Consider the following 16,566-nt stretch of genomic DNA (forward strand, 5'->3'; position numbering starts at 1 on the left):
TAGTTCATTTGCGCCTGTCTGCGTTTTGCAGACAGGCGCTTTTTGTTGTTTATGCGAGCCTTCGCCATACAGCGGAGCCTTTCATAAAAATTTCTTCCCGCTCGCGGTTGCCAAAATCGCAAGCCTTGCATTACTGAGGCGAAAGGGAGGAGATCACCACCCCGCACCCGTGCGGCGCGAAGGGAGGTGAGAAAATGAAAGACTCCTATGAGCAGCGTATTCAAAATCAGTTTGGCGCTTTCTGTGTCAAGGTTTTGAAGAATGAGGCCCGGTACATCCAGCGCGAGCTTGCCAGTCTCCAATCCCAGGAAAAATCCCTGGATGAGCTGACAACTTCTGAACTGGAGCAGACGGCCGTGTGGGACAAGCACTTTATGAGCGAACATGTCTTTGAAGTGCTGGGGCTCCCGGTAGTCGTGACCGGCGATCTTCTGGCTGATGCCTTGGCGCAGCTGCCGGAGGGCAAGCGGGATGTCATCCTGCTGTCCTACTTCCTGGAAATGACGGACCGTGAGATCAGTGAGAAGCTGAACATCGTCCATCAGACCGTATCCAAGCGGCGGCTCGTTACACTGAAAGAATTGCGCGAGTATCTGATGAAGGAGGGATTTGAATGGCCGGACAAGTAAAGCCGATTCCGGTGCCGGTGATCCTGGCAGCCGTAAGCGGCGACGAGAACGCCCTTGCCGCCGTGGTCGCTCACTATCAGAAGTACATCCGAGCTCTTGCCACCCGACCGGTGAAGGACGAGTATGGGAATGAGTACCTGTATGTGGATGAAGATATGCGGCTCAGGCTGGAAACGAAGCTGATCCATAGCATCGTGACGAGTTTCAAGGTGCTGCCGGTCTAAAATTGTTCGGGGCAAGTTTCTCTCCCTTTCCTTGCTCTGGCAATCCGGCAGAGGAGTACATAGCTCTTTGACAAAGAAAGCCCGGCGGGAGGCCTCCGGCGCAGTATAAGGCAGACGGATACGATCTGTCTGCGCCGAGCCGGTCGGCCGGTGCGCCATGACCCTGTTGCAAGTCCGCAGGACGGGACCCCTACCAAACAGGAGAGCGATGAACACCAGGCCGCAAAACAGGTGTGGCAACCTGTGGGCGAGGACGCGCAGACAGGATAATGAGACTCCCGCGTTGAACGCCCTCAAAGCATTGCGCGGCGCACCCATCAGCATGGGCCGGGGTGAGATTCCCGTGGAGCTGCGGCCAGCAGCCATCCGTTTTCTGCCTCTTTCATTTTTGAATAAAGCCTGTTGTTTTTCGTTTACGGATAATTCGTAAACTTTTCGATTAGCAGCAGACAAACACAAAACGGCGCGGTAAAATGAGAATGGGTAAATTATGAGCCATTCTTATTCGTGCCGTTTCCGATTTAGAAAGGGGGCTGCCATGTCGCAAGCATGGAACGGTACGAAGAAGGAGTCCCCGGAGAGAAGAACCTATACGGTTGAGGACATTGCCCATATCCTGGGCATTGGCCGGACTTCCGCATATCTTCTCGTAAAGGAAGGACACTTCAAAATCGTACGAATCGGTAACGCCATACGAATTTCCAAGCGGTCATTCGATGAGTGGCTGGAGTCACTTGACCTATGACATCAGAAAGGAAGTATCGTTATGGCATCGATCATCAAACGGAAAAAGAACTACTCCATTGTTTACAATTACACGGACGAGAACGGTGAGACCCGGCAGAAGTGGGAGACCCGCACCTCCTACCAGGACGCATTGAAGCGCAAGGCGGAGGTGGAGAACCAGCAGTTCACGGGGACCTTCCTCCCGCTCAGCAATCAGACCATTGCGGAGTTTCTTTTGGACTTTGTTTCCCTCTACGGAGAAAAGAAGTGGGGCGTGTCCATGTACGACAGCCAAAACTCGCTGATCGCCAACTACATCAACCCCATTATCGGAAATCTGAAGGTGCAGGAGGTCACCCCGCGAGTGGTGGACAAGTACATCCAGACTTTGCAGAAAACCCCTGCGGTGAATACCAGGACCCATCACGCAAAGACGGACTTTGTGACCAATTCCACCATTGAGAAGATCATCAAACTTCTGCGCTGCGCGTTCAAGCAGGCGGTGCGGTGGGAGCTGATTTCCAAGAACCCCTTTGAAAATGTGATCCTGCCCAAGACGGAGTATAAGAAGCGGGACATCTGGACCGCTGATATGATCCGCACCGCCCTGGACAAGTGTACGGACAGCAAGCTCTATGTGGCTATGAACCTGTCCTTTGCCTGCTCTCTGCGGATGGGTGAGATCCTGGGGCTGACCTGGAACAATGTCCATATCTCCGACGAGGATATTGCTGATGACAACGCCTATGTCTATATCGACAAGGAGCTGACGCGGGCCTCCAAGCGGGCCATTGAGATGCTGGGGCAGAAGGACGTCTACCATGTGTTCCCGCCGCTGTTCCCCAACACCAGCACCAGAGTCATCTTGAAAAAGCCCAAGACGGATTCCAGTATCCGCAAGGTGTGGCTGCCCAAGACCCTGGCCTACATCCTGCGGGAGTGGAAAAAAGCCCAGGATGAGCTTCGGTCGTTTCTCGGTGACGAGTACCAGAACTTCGACCTGGTGGTGGCGCTGCCCAATGGCCGGCCCTGTGAGGATCGTATCATCCTGAAGGAGTTTGAAAAGCTGCGGGAAAAGGCGGGGCTGCCCAGAGTGGTCTTTCATTCCCTCCGCCATTCCAGTACCACCTACAAGCTGAAACTGAACCACGGCGACCTGAAGGCCACCCAGGGCGACACGGGCCATGCGGAGATCGACATGATTACCAGCGTGTATGCCCACATCTTGGACGAGGATCGTAAGATCAACGCTCAGAAGTTTGAGAGCGCCTTCTACGCCAACCCCAATCTTCGGGAGGTACATCCCCCGGAGGAACCCAAAGAACAGGCGCCGGCAACACTGGATTTGGAGGCCCTGGTGGAGCAGCTGCGGCAGTCGCCGGAACTGGCAAATACCCTGGCCGCGCTGCTCTCGGCGGCACCCAGCGGCAAGTGAGCCTGAAAAATCAAATTAGCACGGATGCAATTTTTCTTAGCAGAGCCGTGGAAACCGTTCGATTCTTCTTAGCAGGATATACATTGCAGCGCATAAAATTCTCCCGGTCTCAAACGAGCGGTGAGCCGGGAGAAGTGAAATAAAAAACGCTGCAAACCGGCGAAAAACGGCTTGCAGCGGAGTTTTTGGCGTCCCAGAGAGGACTCGAACCTCCGGCCCCGCGCTTAGGAGGCGCGTGCTCTATCCAACTGAGCTACTGAGACGTATAGCAAAATTATTCAATTTTCCCGCCCAAACGGATTCGAACGAACTGCCGCTTAGGAGGCGACCGCTCTATCCAACTGAGCTACGGGGGCTTATACAGAAAATATTCAATTTTGCAGGGCTCCAGGATTCGAACGATTCGATTTTTAGGAGGCGACCGCTCTATCCAACTGAGCTACAGAGACCTATAAAAATAAGTTTGGTTACCGCAAGATACAGAGGTTATAACAGCAACTTTGGATACCGGCGATGTATCCCGCAAAAAAGTGTCGTGTTACGAAAAATAATCTGTATAGAGCGATTGTACGCAGTCTCATTATCATAGCGCATTTGGGGCAGAAAGTCAACAGAGAAGAGAAAAGTTACAGCGATATCCATAATGTAATAGAAAGAAACAATCTTTTTTCTGGCAGAGCTGCATAAAAAGGTTTACTTTGCGCGGGATTGTGCTATGATAAAATTAAGTGAGATTTGCATAGAATCTTGCGGAGAGAACGGCAAAGGATGTGACGATTCACCATGAAAATGAAGATTACAGAGACCGTGCTGCGTGACGCCGAGCAATCGCTGATGGCGACCCGCATGCCGACATCTGACTTTGAGGGTATTTTAGACCGCATGGATCAGGCGGGTTACCATTCGATCGAGTGTTGGGGCGGTGCGACCTTTGATGCCTGCCTGCGTTATCTGCATGAAGATCCGTGGGAGCGCTTGCGGATTATTAAGAAGCACATGAAAAATACCAAGCTGCAAATGCTGCTGCGCGGACAGAACCTGCTGGGATATCGTCACTATTCAGATGATACCGTGCGTCGGTTCGTGCGTGCATCGGTTGAGAACGGCATGGACATCGTGCGTATTTTTGATGCGCTTAACGACCTGCGCAATATTCAGACTGCGGTGGAGGCCTGCCTGGAAGCGGGCGGACACGCGCAGGGCACGATCTGTTACACGATTTCTCCGATCCATAATCTGGAGATGTATGTGGGCTTGGCCAAGGAGATCGAGCGCATGGGCTGTCAGTCACTGTGCGTCAAGGATATGGCCGGCATTATGAGTCCGAAGGAATGCTTCGATCTGGTCACCGCACTCAAGCAGGCGGTATCGCTGCCTGTTTTCGTACATACCCATACGACAACTGGCCTTGGACCGATGACTTACCTCAAGGCGGCCGAAGCGGGTGCTGACGGTATCGATACGGCGACGGCTTGCTTCTCGGGTGGTACCAGCCAGCCGACGACCGAGGCGATGGTCTACACGCTGTCCCAGATGGGCTATGACTGCGGTGTAGACAGCAAGATTTTGAAGGAAGTCAACGATTACTTCGAGCCGATTCAGAAGAAGTTCTTGGAAAACGGCACGTTTGACCCCTATGTCTTGTCTACCAAGACCGATGCGCTGGTTTATCAGATTCCGGGCGGCATGTTGTCCAATCTGGTGGCACAGCTCAAGGCGCAGAACGCGATTGATAAGCTGGAAGCTGTGCTGGAGGAGACACCGCGCGTGCGCGCTGACTTGGGTTACCCGCCGCTTGTCACTCCGATGAGCCAGATGGTCGGTGTACAGGCAACTGTGAATGTGCTGCTGGGTGAGCGCTATAAGAATATTGGCAAGGAAATCAAGGCGTATATTCACGGTGAGTATGGCAAGGCGCCGGGTGAGATCAATCCCGAACTGATTCGAAAGGTGCTGGGCGATCAGCCGATGGTGACCGGACGCTATGCCGAGACGCTGGAGCCGGAATTCCCGGCAGCCAAGGCTGCGCTGGGAGACCTTGCCGAGAGCGATCTGGATGTATTGTCCTATATTGTATTCCCGCAGCCTGCCGAGCAGTATTTCGAGGAGCGTGAGCGCAGGCGTGCACTGGTGACCTCGTACACCATCGAGGAGGTGCGATAAGCCATGCTGGGAAATCTGACTGGTGAATCCTTCCTGATTGCCATTTCAGGTATTGTCATCGTCTTTATCATGCTGGCGGTGCTGTGTGCGTTTATTCCGCTCATCTCACGCTGTGTGCAGATGGTTGAGAGCCGCGGAAGAAAAGCAGCGCCGGCGAAGCCTGCAGCACCGGCAGCACCCGCGCCGCAAGCCGCACCCGAATCCGCGGGCGGCACGTATGGCGGTGAGGTCATGCTGATCGACGTGGACGAAAAGACCGCAGCCTGCATTATGGCGATTGTCAGCCATGAGACCGGCATTCCGCTCTCGGAACTGATTTTTAAGAAGATCAAGGCACTTTGACACAGGGGGAAGCGTCACCATGAAATATGTAGTCACCTTAAACGGAAAAAAATATGAAGTAGAAGTAGAACGCGGTCAGGCGACCGCTGTATACGCTGGCGAAGCCGCACCGGTCCAGGCTGCACCCGCACCCAAGGCACCGGCTGCACCTGCCGCCGCTCCGGCAGCTACTGCACCGGCGGGCAAGGGCGAGGTCGTCGCAGCGCCCATGCCGGGCACCATTCTGGATATCAGATGTCAGGCTGGTCAGGCTGTCAAGGCAGGCGAGATTCTGTTTATTCTGGAAGCGATGAAGATGGAAAACGAGATCTGCGCGCCGCGCGACGGCACGGTTACGGCGGTTTGTGTGTCCAAGGCCAGCCCGGTCGAGACCGGTATGACGCTGTGCACGCTGGCATAAAGGGGGATACATGGTATGGAATTCTCCTTCATTGGAACGCTGCAAAAAATCCTGGTAGAGTCCGGATTTGCAGCCTTTGCGGACGATCCGCGCAGCCTTGTAATGATTTTGATTGCGTGTGTCCTGCTGTATCTGGGTATTGTCAAGAAATTTGAGCCGCTTCTGCTCGTGCCGATCGCGTTTGGCGTGCTGATGGCGAACTTTCCGCTCACCGGACTGCTCAACCCACCCGATGGAAACGGCAACGTCGGCCTGTTCTGGGTGTTCTATCAGGGCGTTCAGTATGCGGTCTATCCGTCCATTATCTTCCTTGGAATCGGCGCAATGACCGACTTCGGCCCGCTGATCGCACGTCCGTCGTCCATGCTGCTCGGCGCTGCCGCACAGTTTGGCATCTTCTCGGCATTCCTGTTGGCGCTGGCACTGGGATTCCCGGATAAGGTTGCAGCAGCCATCGGTGTTATCGGCGGCGCGGACGGCCCGACGGCCATCCTGACCGCGTCCAAGCTGGCACCCGAGTATCTGCCGCCGATTGCTATCGCGGCATATTCGTACATGGCACTCATTCCGCTCATTCAGCCGCCGCTCATGCGTGCACTGACCACGCAAAAAGAGCGTGAAGTCAAGATGGAGCAGCTGCGCCCGGTTTCCAAGACCGAGAAGATTGTATTCCCGATCGTGGTTTCGATCTTTGTCATCCTGCTGCTGCCCGAGACTGCACCGCTGATCGGTATGCTGATGCTGGGCAATCTGTTCCGTGAGTGCGGCGTGACCGATCGCCTGTCGGATACCGCACAGAATGCGATGGTCAATATCGTTACCGTATTCCTGGGTCTGTCGGTCGGCTGTAAGGCAACTGCCTCCACCTTCCTGACTTGGGATACCATCAAGATCATCATTCTGGGTCTGCTGGCGTTCATGCTGTCGACTGTCGGCGGTCTGCTGTTCGGTAAGGTCATGTATAAGCTGTCCGGCGGTAAGATCAATCCGCTGATTGGCTCGGCTGGCGTGTCGGCTGTCCCGATGGCAGCGCGTGTGTCACAGGTTGAAGGCCAGAAGGCAAACCCGGCGAACTTCCTGCTCATGCATGCAATGGGCCCGAATGTCGCAGGCGTTATTGGCTCGGCTATCGCTGCTGGCTTTATGATTAAGGTGTTCGGCGGCTAATCTTAGCACCGCACCAATCCCGCCCGCAGGCGAAATAAAGCTTTCGCCAGCCTTTCTCGAAAGGCTGCGGGTTCTCAGGGCAGAGCCCTGAGACGCGCTCCGCAGAGCGCGGAATCCCCTTTTGAAACCCGGTGTCCGTCCCGGGTTTCAATCAAAACAAACAAAAGGGAAAGACCGTCCGAATGGACGGTCTTTCCTATGAGCGGCTCTCTGGCCGCAGAGTATTTCGCTCGCTGCGGCGAGCGATTATTTTTTTATTTTGGTTGATTCCGGTCTGTGACCGGAATCAAAGGGGGAGTTTCGCGTCACACTCATTTAATCCGCGCACAGCGCGGGAATAAGGATAGTGGCCTACGGGCTGCGGGACGCGACTTGAGGCTCTGCCTCAAGACTCCGCAAGCCTTTCGCTCAAGCCTTTCTCGAAAGGCTTGAGCGAAAGCTTCATTATGGGTGCGGTGGTTAATCGAACAGCTTTCGGATCTCATCCATTCGTTCTTCCGCCAGTCGATATCCTTCCTCATACGCCGCGACCAATTTCTCCACATCGGATTCAAACGAATTGATCGGCGTTTCCGGCTGCAATAACACGGTATTCTGCGGCTGATACTGCACCAGATGCTCGCAAAAGCACACGGTATCGTTATACATCTTGGGTCGATTCAAAATCGCTTCGGCCATTGCCGGGAATTTACGGTGTAATGCCGCTGCGGCAGCGTGGTCACGGCGTTTGATTTTCTTCCGATAACCTTTGGGCTGGGTCAGGACGATCAGATTTTTCCGGTTTCCGTCGGAAATCGCCTTGCGGATGGGGATGGAATCCGAGATACCGCCATCGTAGTAGATTTTATTGCCAATGCGAGCAGGTGGGAAGTAGACCGGCAGCGAGCAGGTGGCACGCAGCATGGTGCACTTTTCATCCAAATCCTTGCCGTCCAGGTACTCACACTGACCGGTCTCGGCGTTGGTCACACCGACTAAAATCTTGCCCTGATAGGCACGGAAGGTATCCCAGTCGAAGGGGAGAAGCTCGTTTGGAATGGTGTCAAAGACGAAATCCAAACCGAAGATTGAGCGGCATTTGAGCAGATTTGCGGGGGACAGATAGCGCTTGTCGTTGCGGAAGCGGCGGGCAACCTCCAGATTGCGCCCGCGCTGGCGGGAGACATAAGAGAAGCCGTCGGTGATACCGGCAGAGACGCCGATCACGTAGTCAAACATAAGGTCATGATCGAGCAGCGCATCCATGACGCCGCTGGAGAAAATCGGGCGGAAGGTGCCGCCCTCCAAGATGAGTCCGGGCATTTGGGGTCAGTTCCTTTCTGGGGCAGGGATAAAATCGATCAGACCGGTGACGCGGGATGCGGCGGTCAGGCGGACACGCATGGGCGTGCCCATCGTGTAGCGTACCCGCGAGCGTCGGCCAATGAGCATCATTTTCTGGTCGTCGAATTCGTAGTCGTCACCCGGCAGATCTTCCACACGGATAAGGCCCTCGACCGCATTTTTCAGCGAGACGAACAGGCCGAAGGAGGTCACGCCGGAGACTTCGCCGTCGAAGTCCTGACCGATGAACTGTTCCATATAGGCGGCCAGATACAGCTTGTCGATGTCGCGCTCGGCGGTGTCGGCTGCAAATTCGCGGGTTGTGGACTGGGAAGCCGCCTCTTCGCAGAATACCCAGTCGGATTTGGTGTACTGTTGGCCGGAGATAGCCTTAAACAGCATACGATGTGCAACCAAATCGGGATAGCGGCGGATGGGCGAGGTGAAATGCAGGTATTCCTTGGCCTGCAAGCCGTAATGTCCCAGACATTCGGCATCATACCGTGCGCGTGCGAGCGAGCGCAGCAGCAGGGTAGGCAGGGCACGCTGACGGGGATCGTCCTTGGCACCGTCCAGCACGGCTTGCAGCTGTGCGGTGTCGTTTGGCTTGGATGCATCCACACGATAGCCGAACGGCCGGGCAAACTGAGCAAATACGCGCAGTTTTTCCGGGTCAGGGCTCTCGTGGACGCGGTAGACGGTCGGATTGTTCCGATGGGTCATATAGGCGGCAACCGCCTCGTTGGCTGCGAGCATGAATTCCTCGATCATCTTTTCCGCATCGCCGCGTGCGCGGAAGGACACCTCGACCGGTTCACCGCTCTCGTCGGTCAAGATCTCGGCTTCGGGCAGATCGAGGTCGAGCGCGCCGCGCTCCATGCGTCTGCGGCGCATGGCCTGCGATAGCGCGTGCATGCGGTCTGCAGTCTCGGTCAAGAAGGCGTACTCGGCACGGCGTTCCTCGTTTCCATCAAAGATTTCGTTCATCTTACGGTAGGTCATGCGCGCTTTGGAGCGAATGACCGTCTTGGCAAACTGGGATTTATGACACCTGCCGTCCTTGTCGACCTCGAGAAAGGCCGAGAACGCCAGACGGTCGACATCGGGATTCAAAGAACAGATGCCGTTCGACAGGGCAACGGGCAGCATGGGCACGACGTGGCCGGGATAGTAGACCGACGTACCGCGTCGGTAGGCCTCGTCGTCGAGCGGGGAACCCGGAGTGACATAATGGGACACATCAGCGATGTGCACACCGAGCAGCATGTGACCGTTTTCCATCGGCTCTAACGATACGGCATCGTCAAAGTCGCGGGCGTCGTCGCCGTCGATGGTGAAAATGAGCTTTTCGCGCAAATCCATGCGGCGTGCCGCCTCTGCCGGGTCTACGGTATCGCCGCAGGCATCGGCCTGCCGCAGTACCTCGTCCGGGAAGGGAACGGTGATGCCGTTTTCGTGCAGAATGGCGGCAATGGATGCCTCCATGGTGCCGTTGCGGCCGAAAATCTGGGTGATTGCACCCTGTGCGGAAAGTCGTCCGTCACCGCGGAACATGACTTTGACGGCCACACGGTCGCCCGAGCGGGCGTCAAGGGTACGGTTCTTGGGGATGATGAGGTCGGGATATTTTTTGGAGGCCGGACGGACAAAGACCGTCTTGCCGCGCTGCATGACCGTACCCGTGACCTCGTCGGTGCACAGGGACAGGATGCGCATGACTTCGCCCTCACGCTTATGGCCGCGGGGCGAGTCGGTCAGGTGGACAAGTACCCGGTCACCCTGCCACGCCTTGCCGGTGGCATAGGGCGGAATAAAGACATCCCCGTTTTCGTCGGGTGTTTCGGGTGTCACAAAGCCGTATCCGCGCTCGGTGGCCTGGAACACGCCGGTCAGACAGCCGTAATGCTCGGCATGGGCATAGCGATTCTTCTTGTTTTTGAGGATCTTACCCTCGTTTGTCAGCTGGTCGAGTGCCTGTCGGATCTGCTGCTTGGAATAGGCGGGCAAATATTTTTTGAGTTCTTCCGCCCGCATGGGACGAGCGAGCAGGGCGTAGAGCCTGGTCTCGAGTTCGTTCATAACGCGCCCCTCCTTTGTCTATGTTTATTACTATTATAACACCGACCGGGTAAAATAAAAGAATAATTGGACAGAAAGACGAATTGACCATTGGCGCAAAATGCGCTATGATGAAAGCAATCTGAAAGAAACGAGGGCATAAGCCATGATAGATTATATGGTGCTGGGTGTGATCGCGGCGCTTGCGCTGCTGGCCTGGCAGATCATCCGCGCCCAGAGAAAGCAGGGCGGCGGTTGTGGCGGCTGCGGTGGATGCAGCGGGTGCAGCAGCGCCTGCCCGTCCCGTGATCGGAAGGAGGAAGACAAGTGAAAGCACTGATTACAGGTGCCTCGTCTGGTATCGGGCAGGAGATCGCCCGAGAGCTGGCCGCACGGGGCTATGAACTGATATTGGTCGCACGGCGCAGAGACCGTCTGGAGGCGCTCTCGCGCGAGCTGACCGTAAAATGCCGTATTATTGAAGCCGACCTGTCGGACGCAGAGCAGTGCAAGATGCTTTACTGCCGCGCACGCAGCGAGGACTTGGAGATCGTGGTCAACAACGCAGGCTTTGGCATGTGCGGCTCGTTCGCAGCGACTTCGCTCGACCGTGATCTGGAGATGATCCGCACCAACATCGTTGCGGTGCACATCCTGACCAAGCTGTTCCTGCACGATTTCCGACTCAAAAATCGCGGCTATATCCTGAACGTCGCCTCGTCTGCCGGATTTATGGCCGGACCGCTTATGGCGACCTATTACGCGACCAAAAGCTATGTGCTGCGCCTGACCGAGGCCATCCGTGAGGAACTGCGGCGGGAGGGCAGCGCCGTGCAGATTTCGGTGCTCTGTCCGGGACCGGTCAAGACCGAGTTCAACGACGTGGCCGAAGTCAAGTTCGCGCTGCCGGGCATGGATGCCAAGACATGCGCCAAGATCGCAGTGCGCGACATGCTGCGCGGTCATGCGGTCATCATTCCCGGCTTGGGCATGAAAGCCACCTTGGCAGCCCACCGTCTGGCACCCGATTGGCTGATGCCGCGAATTACATACCACATTCAGCACAACAAAATCAGCCGCAAGCGCAAAAAGTAAATGAAAAAGAACCGGACTTGTCCGGTTCTTTTTGTGCAAAAAAATTGCCTGCGCCTGTGGCGCGTATAAAATCTGGTAAAAAGTCGCGACATGCGCGTGACTTTTTACACAGCAAAATGCCCGGAAACGCTCATTTATGCGCGGTTTCGGGCATTCTTCGTCCAGAGCGCTTTGCGCGGCGGACGTCTGATCGTCGAAAAACCGCAGTTTTGCGACGACTCTAACCGGACTTCTCCGGTTCTTTTTTTGTGCAAAAAAAGAGACGCCCGTATCAGGACGAGCGTCTCCATGAGAGGTGTTTACTTTGCGGTGGTGAATGCAACAGCGCCGGTTGCGAGCGACAGATCGGCATCTGCCAGATCGGCCAGAGCCTGTGCGGGCATCCAGGTGACACCGTCTTCAATGACGGTTGCTGCACCGTAGCTCAGAACCATATCACCTTCTACCAGGTAGGAATCCGAGCCGATGTCCATGACCATGGTGGTCTTGTCGTTCTTCAGGGTAACCTTCTCGCCCTCGGCGGTCTTCTCGTAGGACGCGGTCAGGCCGAGTGCCTTGCCGGCAGCGCTGGCCGGAACCATCAGCGTACCGTTCTCGATCTTTGCGGTCACTTCAAGTGCGGTGCCGTCGACCGAGATGGTCATGTTCTCCTGTGCCTTTGCCGGTGCAACTGCAACATGGTTGGTGGTTGCCTGTGCCGGATAGGACTGCTCAACCCCGTTATACCATGCGAAGATGCGGGTGCCGACGCGCAGATCGTCCGCGCCCATGATCTGACGGCCGTTGAAGTCGCCGTATACGGCATCCTTGGCGATGGTCAGCTGCAGACCGCCGCGGTCGGTGGTGACAGTCACGCTGCCGTCCTCATTCTTCTTGACCGCCTCGACCGTGTGCAGCATGGCACAGCCTGCATCCTGCGGCATATTGGTCACGATGGCCTCGGCAAAGCTCTGAGGCGGAATGCTCATGGTAGCGATGGGGCTGTGGAAGACGTAGATACCGTCACCGACTGCCAGCTTGTCCGCAGTCGTGCGGATGCCTGCACCGCTGTCGAGCAGCAGGGTGCTCTCGTCGAGGTGGAAGACGTACGCGCCGTACTTCTCGGACTCCATCAGCAGGCTGGTGACTGCGCCGGTCTGCTCGTCGCGGGTGATCTCGGTGATCTTGCCGTAGTACAGGTTGCGCTCAGCCATAACTGCCGGGGTCTCCTGTGCGGTCACGTCGGTGCTCACAGCGGTATCAGCAACCGGCTGCTCAGCAGAAACGGTGTTTACATTTGCGGCGAATGCAGCGCCCGAGCACAGGATCGCGCCACCCAGAATGGCAGCTGCGGTTCTCTTCAAAAACATCATATTAGGTTCTCCTTTCGTTGCCCCGGTGGGGCATCAGGGGGTGAATTTCTTGGTTTCTGATAGATTAGACGGCGTGCATTCGGAAAGGTTCCCTGATTTTACAAAAATTTTTGTCAGTCCAAAAACAGCTGGACCCAGGCGCTGCCCGAGCGGGCGATACCGATGCGGGAATAATCCTCGCTCAGGATGTTTGCGCGATGGCCGGGAGAGTTCATCCAGCCGTTCATGACCGCGTTTGCGTCGGCGTAGCGGCTGGCGATGTTTTCGCCTGCGGCGTGGTAAGATTTGATCCCGACTTCCTCAAAAACGGTAAAGCAAGAGGTCCCGTCCGGACGATCGTGCGAGAAGTAGGTGCCCAGTTCTTCGGCGCGGATAGCAGCCGCCTTGCACAGATCGGGATCGAGCGTCAGCGCGTCCACGCCCTGCGCGGCGCGTGCTTTATTTACGAGTTCCAGAACCGCCTCGGCCGGCATCGCATGCGCACCGAGTAAAATCGTGTGGGTCGATTCATCGTAATCGACCGGGAAGTTCAGCGCTTCGCCCAGATCGCGCAGTTTGAGATAGTTAAAGCCGCCGACCTCGCAGGCTGTGAGCGTGACCGACTGACCGTTCACGGTCAGCGGCAGGGAGATGAGCGCGGTCTCGGCGACCGTGCCGTCCGGAATGGGTGCCAGATCGCCCTGCACGCGGGTGTAGGGCTGACCGGTCATGAGAGAAATGCCTGTGCCATCGTAGTCGACCGAAAACTGACTTTCGGTGCCATTCAGGATGGTGGCAACGTCGCGCAGCTTAAAATAGGTATAGCCATCGATCTCGTAGCCCGCCAGCGAGACTTCCTGTCCATTGCGGACGATGGGCTGGTGGTTGGGTGTTGCCTGCACGGCGAGCGCCGAAGTCGGCAGCAGCATCAGGCAGGCCAGAGCGGAACACAGAGTGCGTTTCATGCAAGATTACCTCCTCGTAAGATGGACAAAGCGGGGGTTTCGCTGTCTTCATTATAAGGGCGTTTAGGCGTGTGCGCAATACGGAAAAAACGGTCGATTGGTGGGGATAAAAAAACGCCTGCCGGAGCATTCCGGCAGGCGGGAGGCTTATGCGCCCAGGTCGACCATCACGTCGTCGACCGCGACTGCATTGTGGATCATACCGTTTTCGGTCAGCCAGTCGATGTCGTTCTGCCAGACCGCAGGGTCCTGACTGAGGAAGGGAGCGTCTTCGTGCTCCATGGCAGGCAGCAGGATGGACATGGACTGTTCCTCGACCGAGCGGGTCAGCGGGAAGTTTTCGGCGTTCTGGCGGCTGAGCAGCAGGTCGAGCGAGCCGTCAGGGTCGTTTTTCATGTCCTCGAAGCCCTTTTTGCTGGCACGCAGGAAGGCGCGGAGCAGTTCGGGATCGTTTTCGATGGTATCGTCGTTGGAGACAAAGACCAGTTCATAGTCGGCGGGCACGCCGTAGTCGGACATTTTGAAGTAGTTGACCTCAAAGCCCTCTTCTTCGAGCTGGGGTACTTCGTGGTTGAGCATGCAGCCCAGCGTCACGTCCACCCGGCCGGTGGTCATGGAACTCATCAGGTCCATGCCGACATCGGTCATGGTGACTGTGGACGGATCGACTCCGGCGTTTTCCATCATGGTCTTTGCCAGCGCTTCAGACAGGGGAGAACCGCCGTAGCCGATGGTTTTGCCGGTGAAGTCGGCAGCCGAGGTAATGTTTTCCTCTTTGAGCGACAGCACGACGCTCAGCTGTTCCTGACAGACCGCACCGATGGACTTGACCGGGACATTTTGTTCGGCGCGTGCTTCGATGACGTACATGGGATAGTAGATGCCGAGCTGTGCCTGACCGGCAGCGACCAGAGACAGGGCATCGTTTCCGTTGGCCGGGAACTGGAGCTGCACGTCCAGACCTTCCTCGGCGTAATATCCCTTTTCGATGGCGTTGTACAGGAAGCAGTGGACGGCGTTGGGGTACCAGTCGAGCACGACATTGACCGTTTTGAGACTATCAGCCGACTGCGTGTCGGTCTGCGCGTCAGACGAGGTGGATGTGCTGCCGCAGCCGGTGAGCGCGAGCAGCGTGGCCGCCAGACCAGCGGCGAGCATACGTTTGATGTTCATGGGAAAGCCTTCTTTCAATAGATTTTATTATTGTTCGCCCCGCCAATGCACGACTTTTTTTTCGATCAGGGCGAGTATGGAGACGAGCAGGATGGCGACCGCCGACAGCACGACGATGGGAGCAAAGACACCCGCGCCGTCGAGCTGGGTGATCATGCGGCGGCTGAAGTAGCCCAGACCGGCCTGTGCGCCCAGCCATTCACCGATCGCCGCGCCCACGATGGACATGGGCACGGCCATTTTGAGAGCGGAGAAGAAATAGGGCAGGGTGGCGGGCAACTTGAGCTTGCGGAAAATCTGGGCGCGGCTTGCGCCGTAGGTCTCGAGCAGCTCGATCATCTCCACGCGCACCGAGCGCAGACCGTCATAGACCGTGATGGTGATGGGGAAAAAGGTGATGAGCACGGTCACGAGCACCTTGCTCCAGATAGAGTAGCCGAACCACAACACAAAGAGCGGAGCAAGGGCGGTGGTGGGGATGGTCTGGGAGGTGATGACGATGGGGTAGATGGCACGCGAGACCGCGGGATATGCGTCCATCAGGATAGCCAGCGCCAGACCAAAGACGATGGAGATGGCCAGACCGATGACGGTTACCTGCATGGTGGCAGGTAGGTGAGCGGTGAAGAGCGGGACGCGCAGTTCCCACAATTTCTGCAAGATCTGGGTCGGAGAGGGCAGAATGTAGGCCGCATTCATGTGCATCGCGCCCATTTGCCACAGAATCAGCAGGGCAAAGACCACGATGAGTGCGGGAAGCTGATTTTTACAGGTGGTTTTCATTGGACACCCCGCTTTCTGAGCAGATCGATGAGCTGTTCGCGCAGTTCGATCATGTGCGGGTCACGCAGACAGGCGCGTGTGCGCGGATAACCGGCGGGAACTTCGATGGAGGTCAGGCGGCGGATGGGGGTCTCCTCGACGACCAGCACGCGGCTGGACAGAAAGATGGCCTCCTCGACATCGTGGGTGATGAACAGCACGGTCTTGCGGTCGGCTTCCCACTGTCCGAGCAGCCATTCCTGCATGGAAATACGGGTCAGAAAGTCGAGTGCCGAGAACGGTTCGTCGAGCAGCAGGAGCTCGGAGTCGGTCAGCACCGTGCGTGCAAAGGCCGCGCGCTGGCGCATACCGCCCGACAGCTCGCTCGGCGCTTTGTCCTTGGCGTCTGCCAGACCGACCTGTGCAAGCGCAGCGTCCACCCGGGCTTCTATTTCGGCATTTGACAGACCGCCGCGAATCTCGAGCGGCAGGCGCAGGTTTTGCCCGACCGTGCGCCAGGGGAAGAGCAGGTCTTTTTGCGGCATGTAGCCGCAGTAGCGCTTCTGCGCGTGGATATCCTTGCCGCCGACTAGGATCTCACCCGATTTCATGGGCAGGAGCTGGTTTGTCAGGCGGAAAATGGTGGATTTTCCGCAGCCGGACGCGCCGATGATGGATACAAACTCACCGGGAGCAATGTGGAAGGACAGGTCATCGATGATGTTGAAGTCCTCGACCTCATACTGAAAGGTCACATGACGAAATTCCAGCAT

The 16,566-nt window shown here is 56.6% G+C and carries 17 protein-coding genes and 1 tRNA gene; 10 read left to right on the top strand and 8 right to left on the bottom strand.

Annotated features, from left to right (window positions below; all coding sequences use genetic code 11):
* The first annotated feature begins 194 nt into the window (after positions 1 to 194).
* From B5F17_RS07965 to B5F17_RS07980, 4 genes are all read left to right on the top strand, one after another.
* Positions 195 to 629 (top strand): RNA polymerase sigma factor, encoded by a 435-nt coding sequence (locus tag B5F17_RS07965; RefSeq protein WP_087235319.1) that lies wholly within the window; start codon positions 195 to 197, stop codon positions 627 to 629.
* Complete coding sequence (locus tag B5F17_RS07970; protein ID WP_087235315.1) at positions 614 to 853, top strand: helix-turn-helix domain-containing protein; 240 nt, start codon at positions 614 to 616, stop codon at positions 851 to 853. The genes B5F17_RS07965 and B5F17_RS07970 overlap by 16 nt, the downstream gene beginning before the upstream one ends.
* A 538-nt stretch (positions 854 to 1,391) precedes the next feature.
* The gene (locus B5F17_RS07975; RefSeq protein ID WP_087235316.1) at positions 1,392 to 1,598 is read left to right on the top strand and encodes a helix-turn-helix domain-containing protein; all 207 of its coding nucleotides are present in this window, start codon (positions 1,392 to 1,394) and stop codon (positions 1,596 to 1,598) included.
* A 21-nt stretch (positions 1,599 to 1,619) separates the two neighbouring features.
* Complete coding sequence (locus B5F17_RS07980; RefSeq protein ID WP_206396711.1) at positions 1,620 to 3,014, top strand: site-specific integrase; 1,395 nt, start codon at positions 1,620 to 1,622, stop codon at positions 3,012 to 3,014.
* 186 nt (positions 3,015 to 3,200) lie between these two features.
* On the opposite strand, the gene B5F17_RS07985 is transcribed toward B5F17_RS07980, so the two are convergent.
* A tRNA-Arg gene (locus B5F17_RS07985) sits at positions 3,201 to 3,277 on the bottom strand.
* 520 nt (positions 3,278 to 3,797) lie between these two features.
* Between B5F17_RS07985 and B5F17_RS07990 the strand changes: the two genes are divergently transcribed.
* The 4 genes from B5F17_RS07990 to B5F17_RS08005 are packed head-to-tail and all read left to right on the top strand — an operon-like array spanning position 3,798 to position 7,086.
* Entirely contained in the window at positions 3,798 to 5,177 is a 1,380-nt protein-coding gene (locus tag B5F17_RS07990; protein WP_087372758.1) for a pyruvate carboxylase subunit B, read from the top strand.
* 3 nt (positions 5,178 to 5,180) lie between these two features.
* A complete protein-coding gene (locus tag B5F17_RS07995) occupies positions 5,181 to 5,519 on the top strand; it encodes an OadG family transporter subunit (RefSeq protein WP_087372760.1) in 339 nt (112 codons plus the stop codon).
* A 19-nt stretch (positions 5,520 to 5,538) separates the two neighbouring features.
* A complete protein-coding gene (locus tag B5F17_RS08000; RefSeq protein WP_087372763.1) occupies positions 5,539 to 5,919 on the top strand; it encodes a biotin/lipoyl-containing protein in 381 nt (126 codons plus the stop codon).
* A gap of 15 nt (positions 5,920 to 5,934) precedes the next feature.
* Positions 5,935 to 7,086 (top strand): sodium ion-translocating decarboxylase subunit beta, encoded by a 1,152-nt coding sequence (locus B5F17_RS08005; protein ID WP_087372766.1) that lies wholly within the window; start codon positions 5,935 to 5,937, stop codon positions 7,084 to 7,086.
* A gap of 459 nt (positions 7,087 to 7,545) precedes the next feature.
* Here B5F17_RS08005 and B5F17_RS08010 read toward each other — a convergent pair whose 3' ends face one another.
* Together B5F17_RS08010 and rnr are read right to left on the bottom strand one after the other, a co-directional pair.
* Entirely contained in the window at positions 7,546 to 8,388 is an 843-nt protein-coding gene (locus B5F17_RS08010; protein ID WP_087372769.1) for a patatin-like phospholipase family protein, read from the bottom strand.
* A 6-nt stretch (positions 8,389 to 8,394) separates the two neighbouring features.
* Positions 8,395 to 10,488: a ribonuclease R gene (rnr, locus tag B5F17_RS08015; RefSeq protein ID WP_087372772.1), complete on the bottom strand. Its 2,094-nt coding sequence runs from the start codon at positions 10,486 to 10,488 to the stop codon at positions 8,395 to 8,397.
* Between the two features lie 145 nt (positions 10,489 to 10,633).
* Here rnr and B5F17_RS08020 point away from each other — a divergent pair, with 145 nt between their 5' ends.
* Both B5F17_RS08020 and B5F17_RS08025 read left to right on the top strand, forming a co-directional pair.
* Complete coding sequence (locus B5F17_RS08020) at positions 10,634 to 10,798, top strand: FeoB-associated Cys-rich membrane protein (protein ID WP_016147826.1); 165 nt, start codon at positions 10,634 to 10,636, stop codon at positions 10,796 to 10,798.
* A complete protein-coding gene (locus tag B5F17_RS08025; protein WP_087372775.1) occupies positions 10,795 to 11,562 on the top strand; it encodes an SDR family NAD(P)-dependent oxidoreductase in 768 nt (255 codons plus the stop codon). Before B5F17_RS08020 ends, B5F17_RS08025 begins: the two co-directional genes overlap by 4 nt.
* Before the next feature lie 299 nt (positions 11,563 to 11,861).
* Here the strand turns inward: B5F17_RS08025 and B5F17_RS08030 are convergent, their stop codons facing one another.
* The 5 genes from B5F17_RS08030 to B5F17_RS08050 form a co-directional block, all read right to left on the bottom strand.
* Positions 11,862 to 12,914, bottom strand: coding sequence for a stalk domain-containing protein (locus B5F17_RS08030; protein WP_087372778.1), 1,053 nt, complete (start codon positions 12,912 to 12,914; stop codon positions 11,862 to 11,864).
* A gap of 113 nt (positions 12,915 to 13,027) precedes the next feature.
* On the bottom strand, positions 13,028 to 13,858 hold the full coding sequence (locus tag B5F17_RS08035) for a CAP domain-containing protein (protein WP_087372781.1): 831 nt from the start codon (positions 13,856 to 13,858) through the stop codon (positions 13,028 to 13,030).
* 147 nt (positions 13,859 to 14,005) lie between these two features.
* Positions 14,006 to 15,031, bottom strand: a complete 1,026-nt coding sequence (locus B5F17_RS08040; RefSeq protein WP_087372784.1) for an ABC transporter substrate-binding protein — start codon at positions 15,029 to 15,031, stop codon at positions 14,006 to 14,008.
* Between the two features lie 27 nt (positions 15,032 to 15,058).
* Positions 15,059 to 15,814, bottom strand: coding sequence for an ABC transporter permease (locus B5F17_RS08045; protein ID WP_087372787.1), 756 nt, complete (start codon positions 15,812 to 15,814; stop codon positions 15,059 to 15,061).
* Positions 15,811 to 16,566, bottom strand: coding sequence for an ABC transporter ATP-binding protein (locus tag B5F17_RS08050; RefSeq protein WP_087372792.1), 756 nt, complete (start codon positions 16,564 to 16,566; stop codon positions 15,811 to 15,813). Before B5F17_RS08050 ends, B5F17_RS08045 begins: the two co-directional genes overlap by 4 nt.

The organism is Butyricicoccus pullicaecorum, assembly GCF_002160355.1.
Taxonomy (GTDB): domain Bacteria; phylum Bacillota; class Clostridia; order Oscillospirales; family Butyricicoccaceae; genus Butyricicoccus; species Butyricicoccus pullicaecorum.

Excerpts from the sequence above, each read along its gene's own strand:
- B5F17_RS08005 (WP_087372766.1), top strand. The coding sequence starts at position 5,935 with ATGGAATTCTCCTTCATTGGAACGCTGCAAAAAATCCTGGTAGAGTCC.
- B5F17_RS07965 (WP_087235319.1), top strand. The coding sequence starts at position 195 with ATGAAAGACTCCTATGAGCAGCGTATTCAAAATCAGTTTGGCGCTTTC.
- B5F17_RS08020 (WP_016147826.1), top strand. The coding sequence starts at position 10,634 with ATGATAGATTATATGGTGCTGGGTGTGATCGCGGCGCTTGCGCTGCTG.
- B5F17_RS08050 (WP_087372792.1), bottom strand. The coding sequence starts at position 16,566 with ATGCTGGAATTTCGTCATGTGACCTTTCAGTATGAGGTCGAGGACTTC.
- B5F17_RS08030 (WP_087372778.1), bottom strand. The coding sequence starts at position 12,914 with ATGATGTTTTTGAAGAGAACCGCAGCTGCCATTCTGGGTGGCGCGATC.
- rnr (WP_087372772.1), bottom strand. The coding sequence starts at position 10,488 with ATGAACGAACTCGAGACCAGGCTCTACGCCCTGCTCGCTCGTCCCATG.
- B5F17_RS07975 (WP_087235316.1), top strand. The coding sequence starts at position 1,392 with ATGTCGCAAGCATGGAACGGTACGAAGAAGGAGTCCCCGGAGAGAAGA.
- B5F17_RS07990 (WP_087372758.1), top strand. The coding sequence starts at position 3,798 with ATGAAAATGAAGATTACAGAGACCGTGCTGCGTGACGCCGAGCAATCG.
- B5F17_RS07995 (WP_087372760.1), top strand. The coding sequence starts at position 5,181 with ATGCTGGGAAATCTGACTGGTGAATCCTTCCTGATTGCCATTTCAGGT.
- B5F17_RS07980 (WP_206396711.1), top strand. The coding sequence starts at position 1,620 with ATGGCATCGATCATCAAACGGAAAAAGAACTACTCCATTGTTTACAAT.
- B5F17_RS08035 (WP_087372781.1), bottom strand. The coding sequence starts at position 13,858 with ATGAAACGCACTCTGTGTTCCGCTCTGGCCTGCCTGATGCTGCTGCCG.
- B5F17_RS08000 (WP_087372763.1), top strand. The coding sequence starts at position 5,539 with ATGAAATATGTAGTCACCTTAAACGGAAAAAAATATGAAGTAGAAGTA.
- B5F17_RS07970 (WP_087235315.1), top strand. The coding sequence starts at position 614 with ATGGCCGGACAAGTAAAGCCGATTCCGGTGCCGGTGATCCTGGCAGCC.
- B5F17_RS08010 (WP_087372769.1), bottom strand. The coding sequence starts at position 8,388 with ATGCCCGGACTCATCTTGGAGGGCGGCACCTTCCGCCCGATTTTCTCC.
- B5F17_RS08045 (WP_087372787.1), bottom strand. The coding sequence starts at position 15,814 with ATGAAAACCACCTGTAAAAATCAGCTTCCCGCACTCATCGTGGTCTTT.
- B5F17_RS08040 (WP_087372784.1), bottom strand. The coding sequence starts at position 15,031 with ATGAACATCAAACGTATGCTCGCCGCTGGTCTGGCGGCCACGCTGCTC.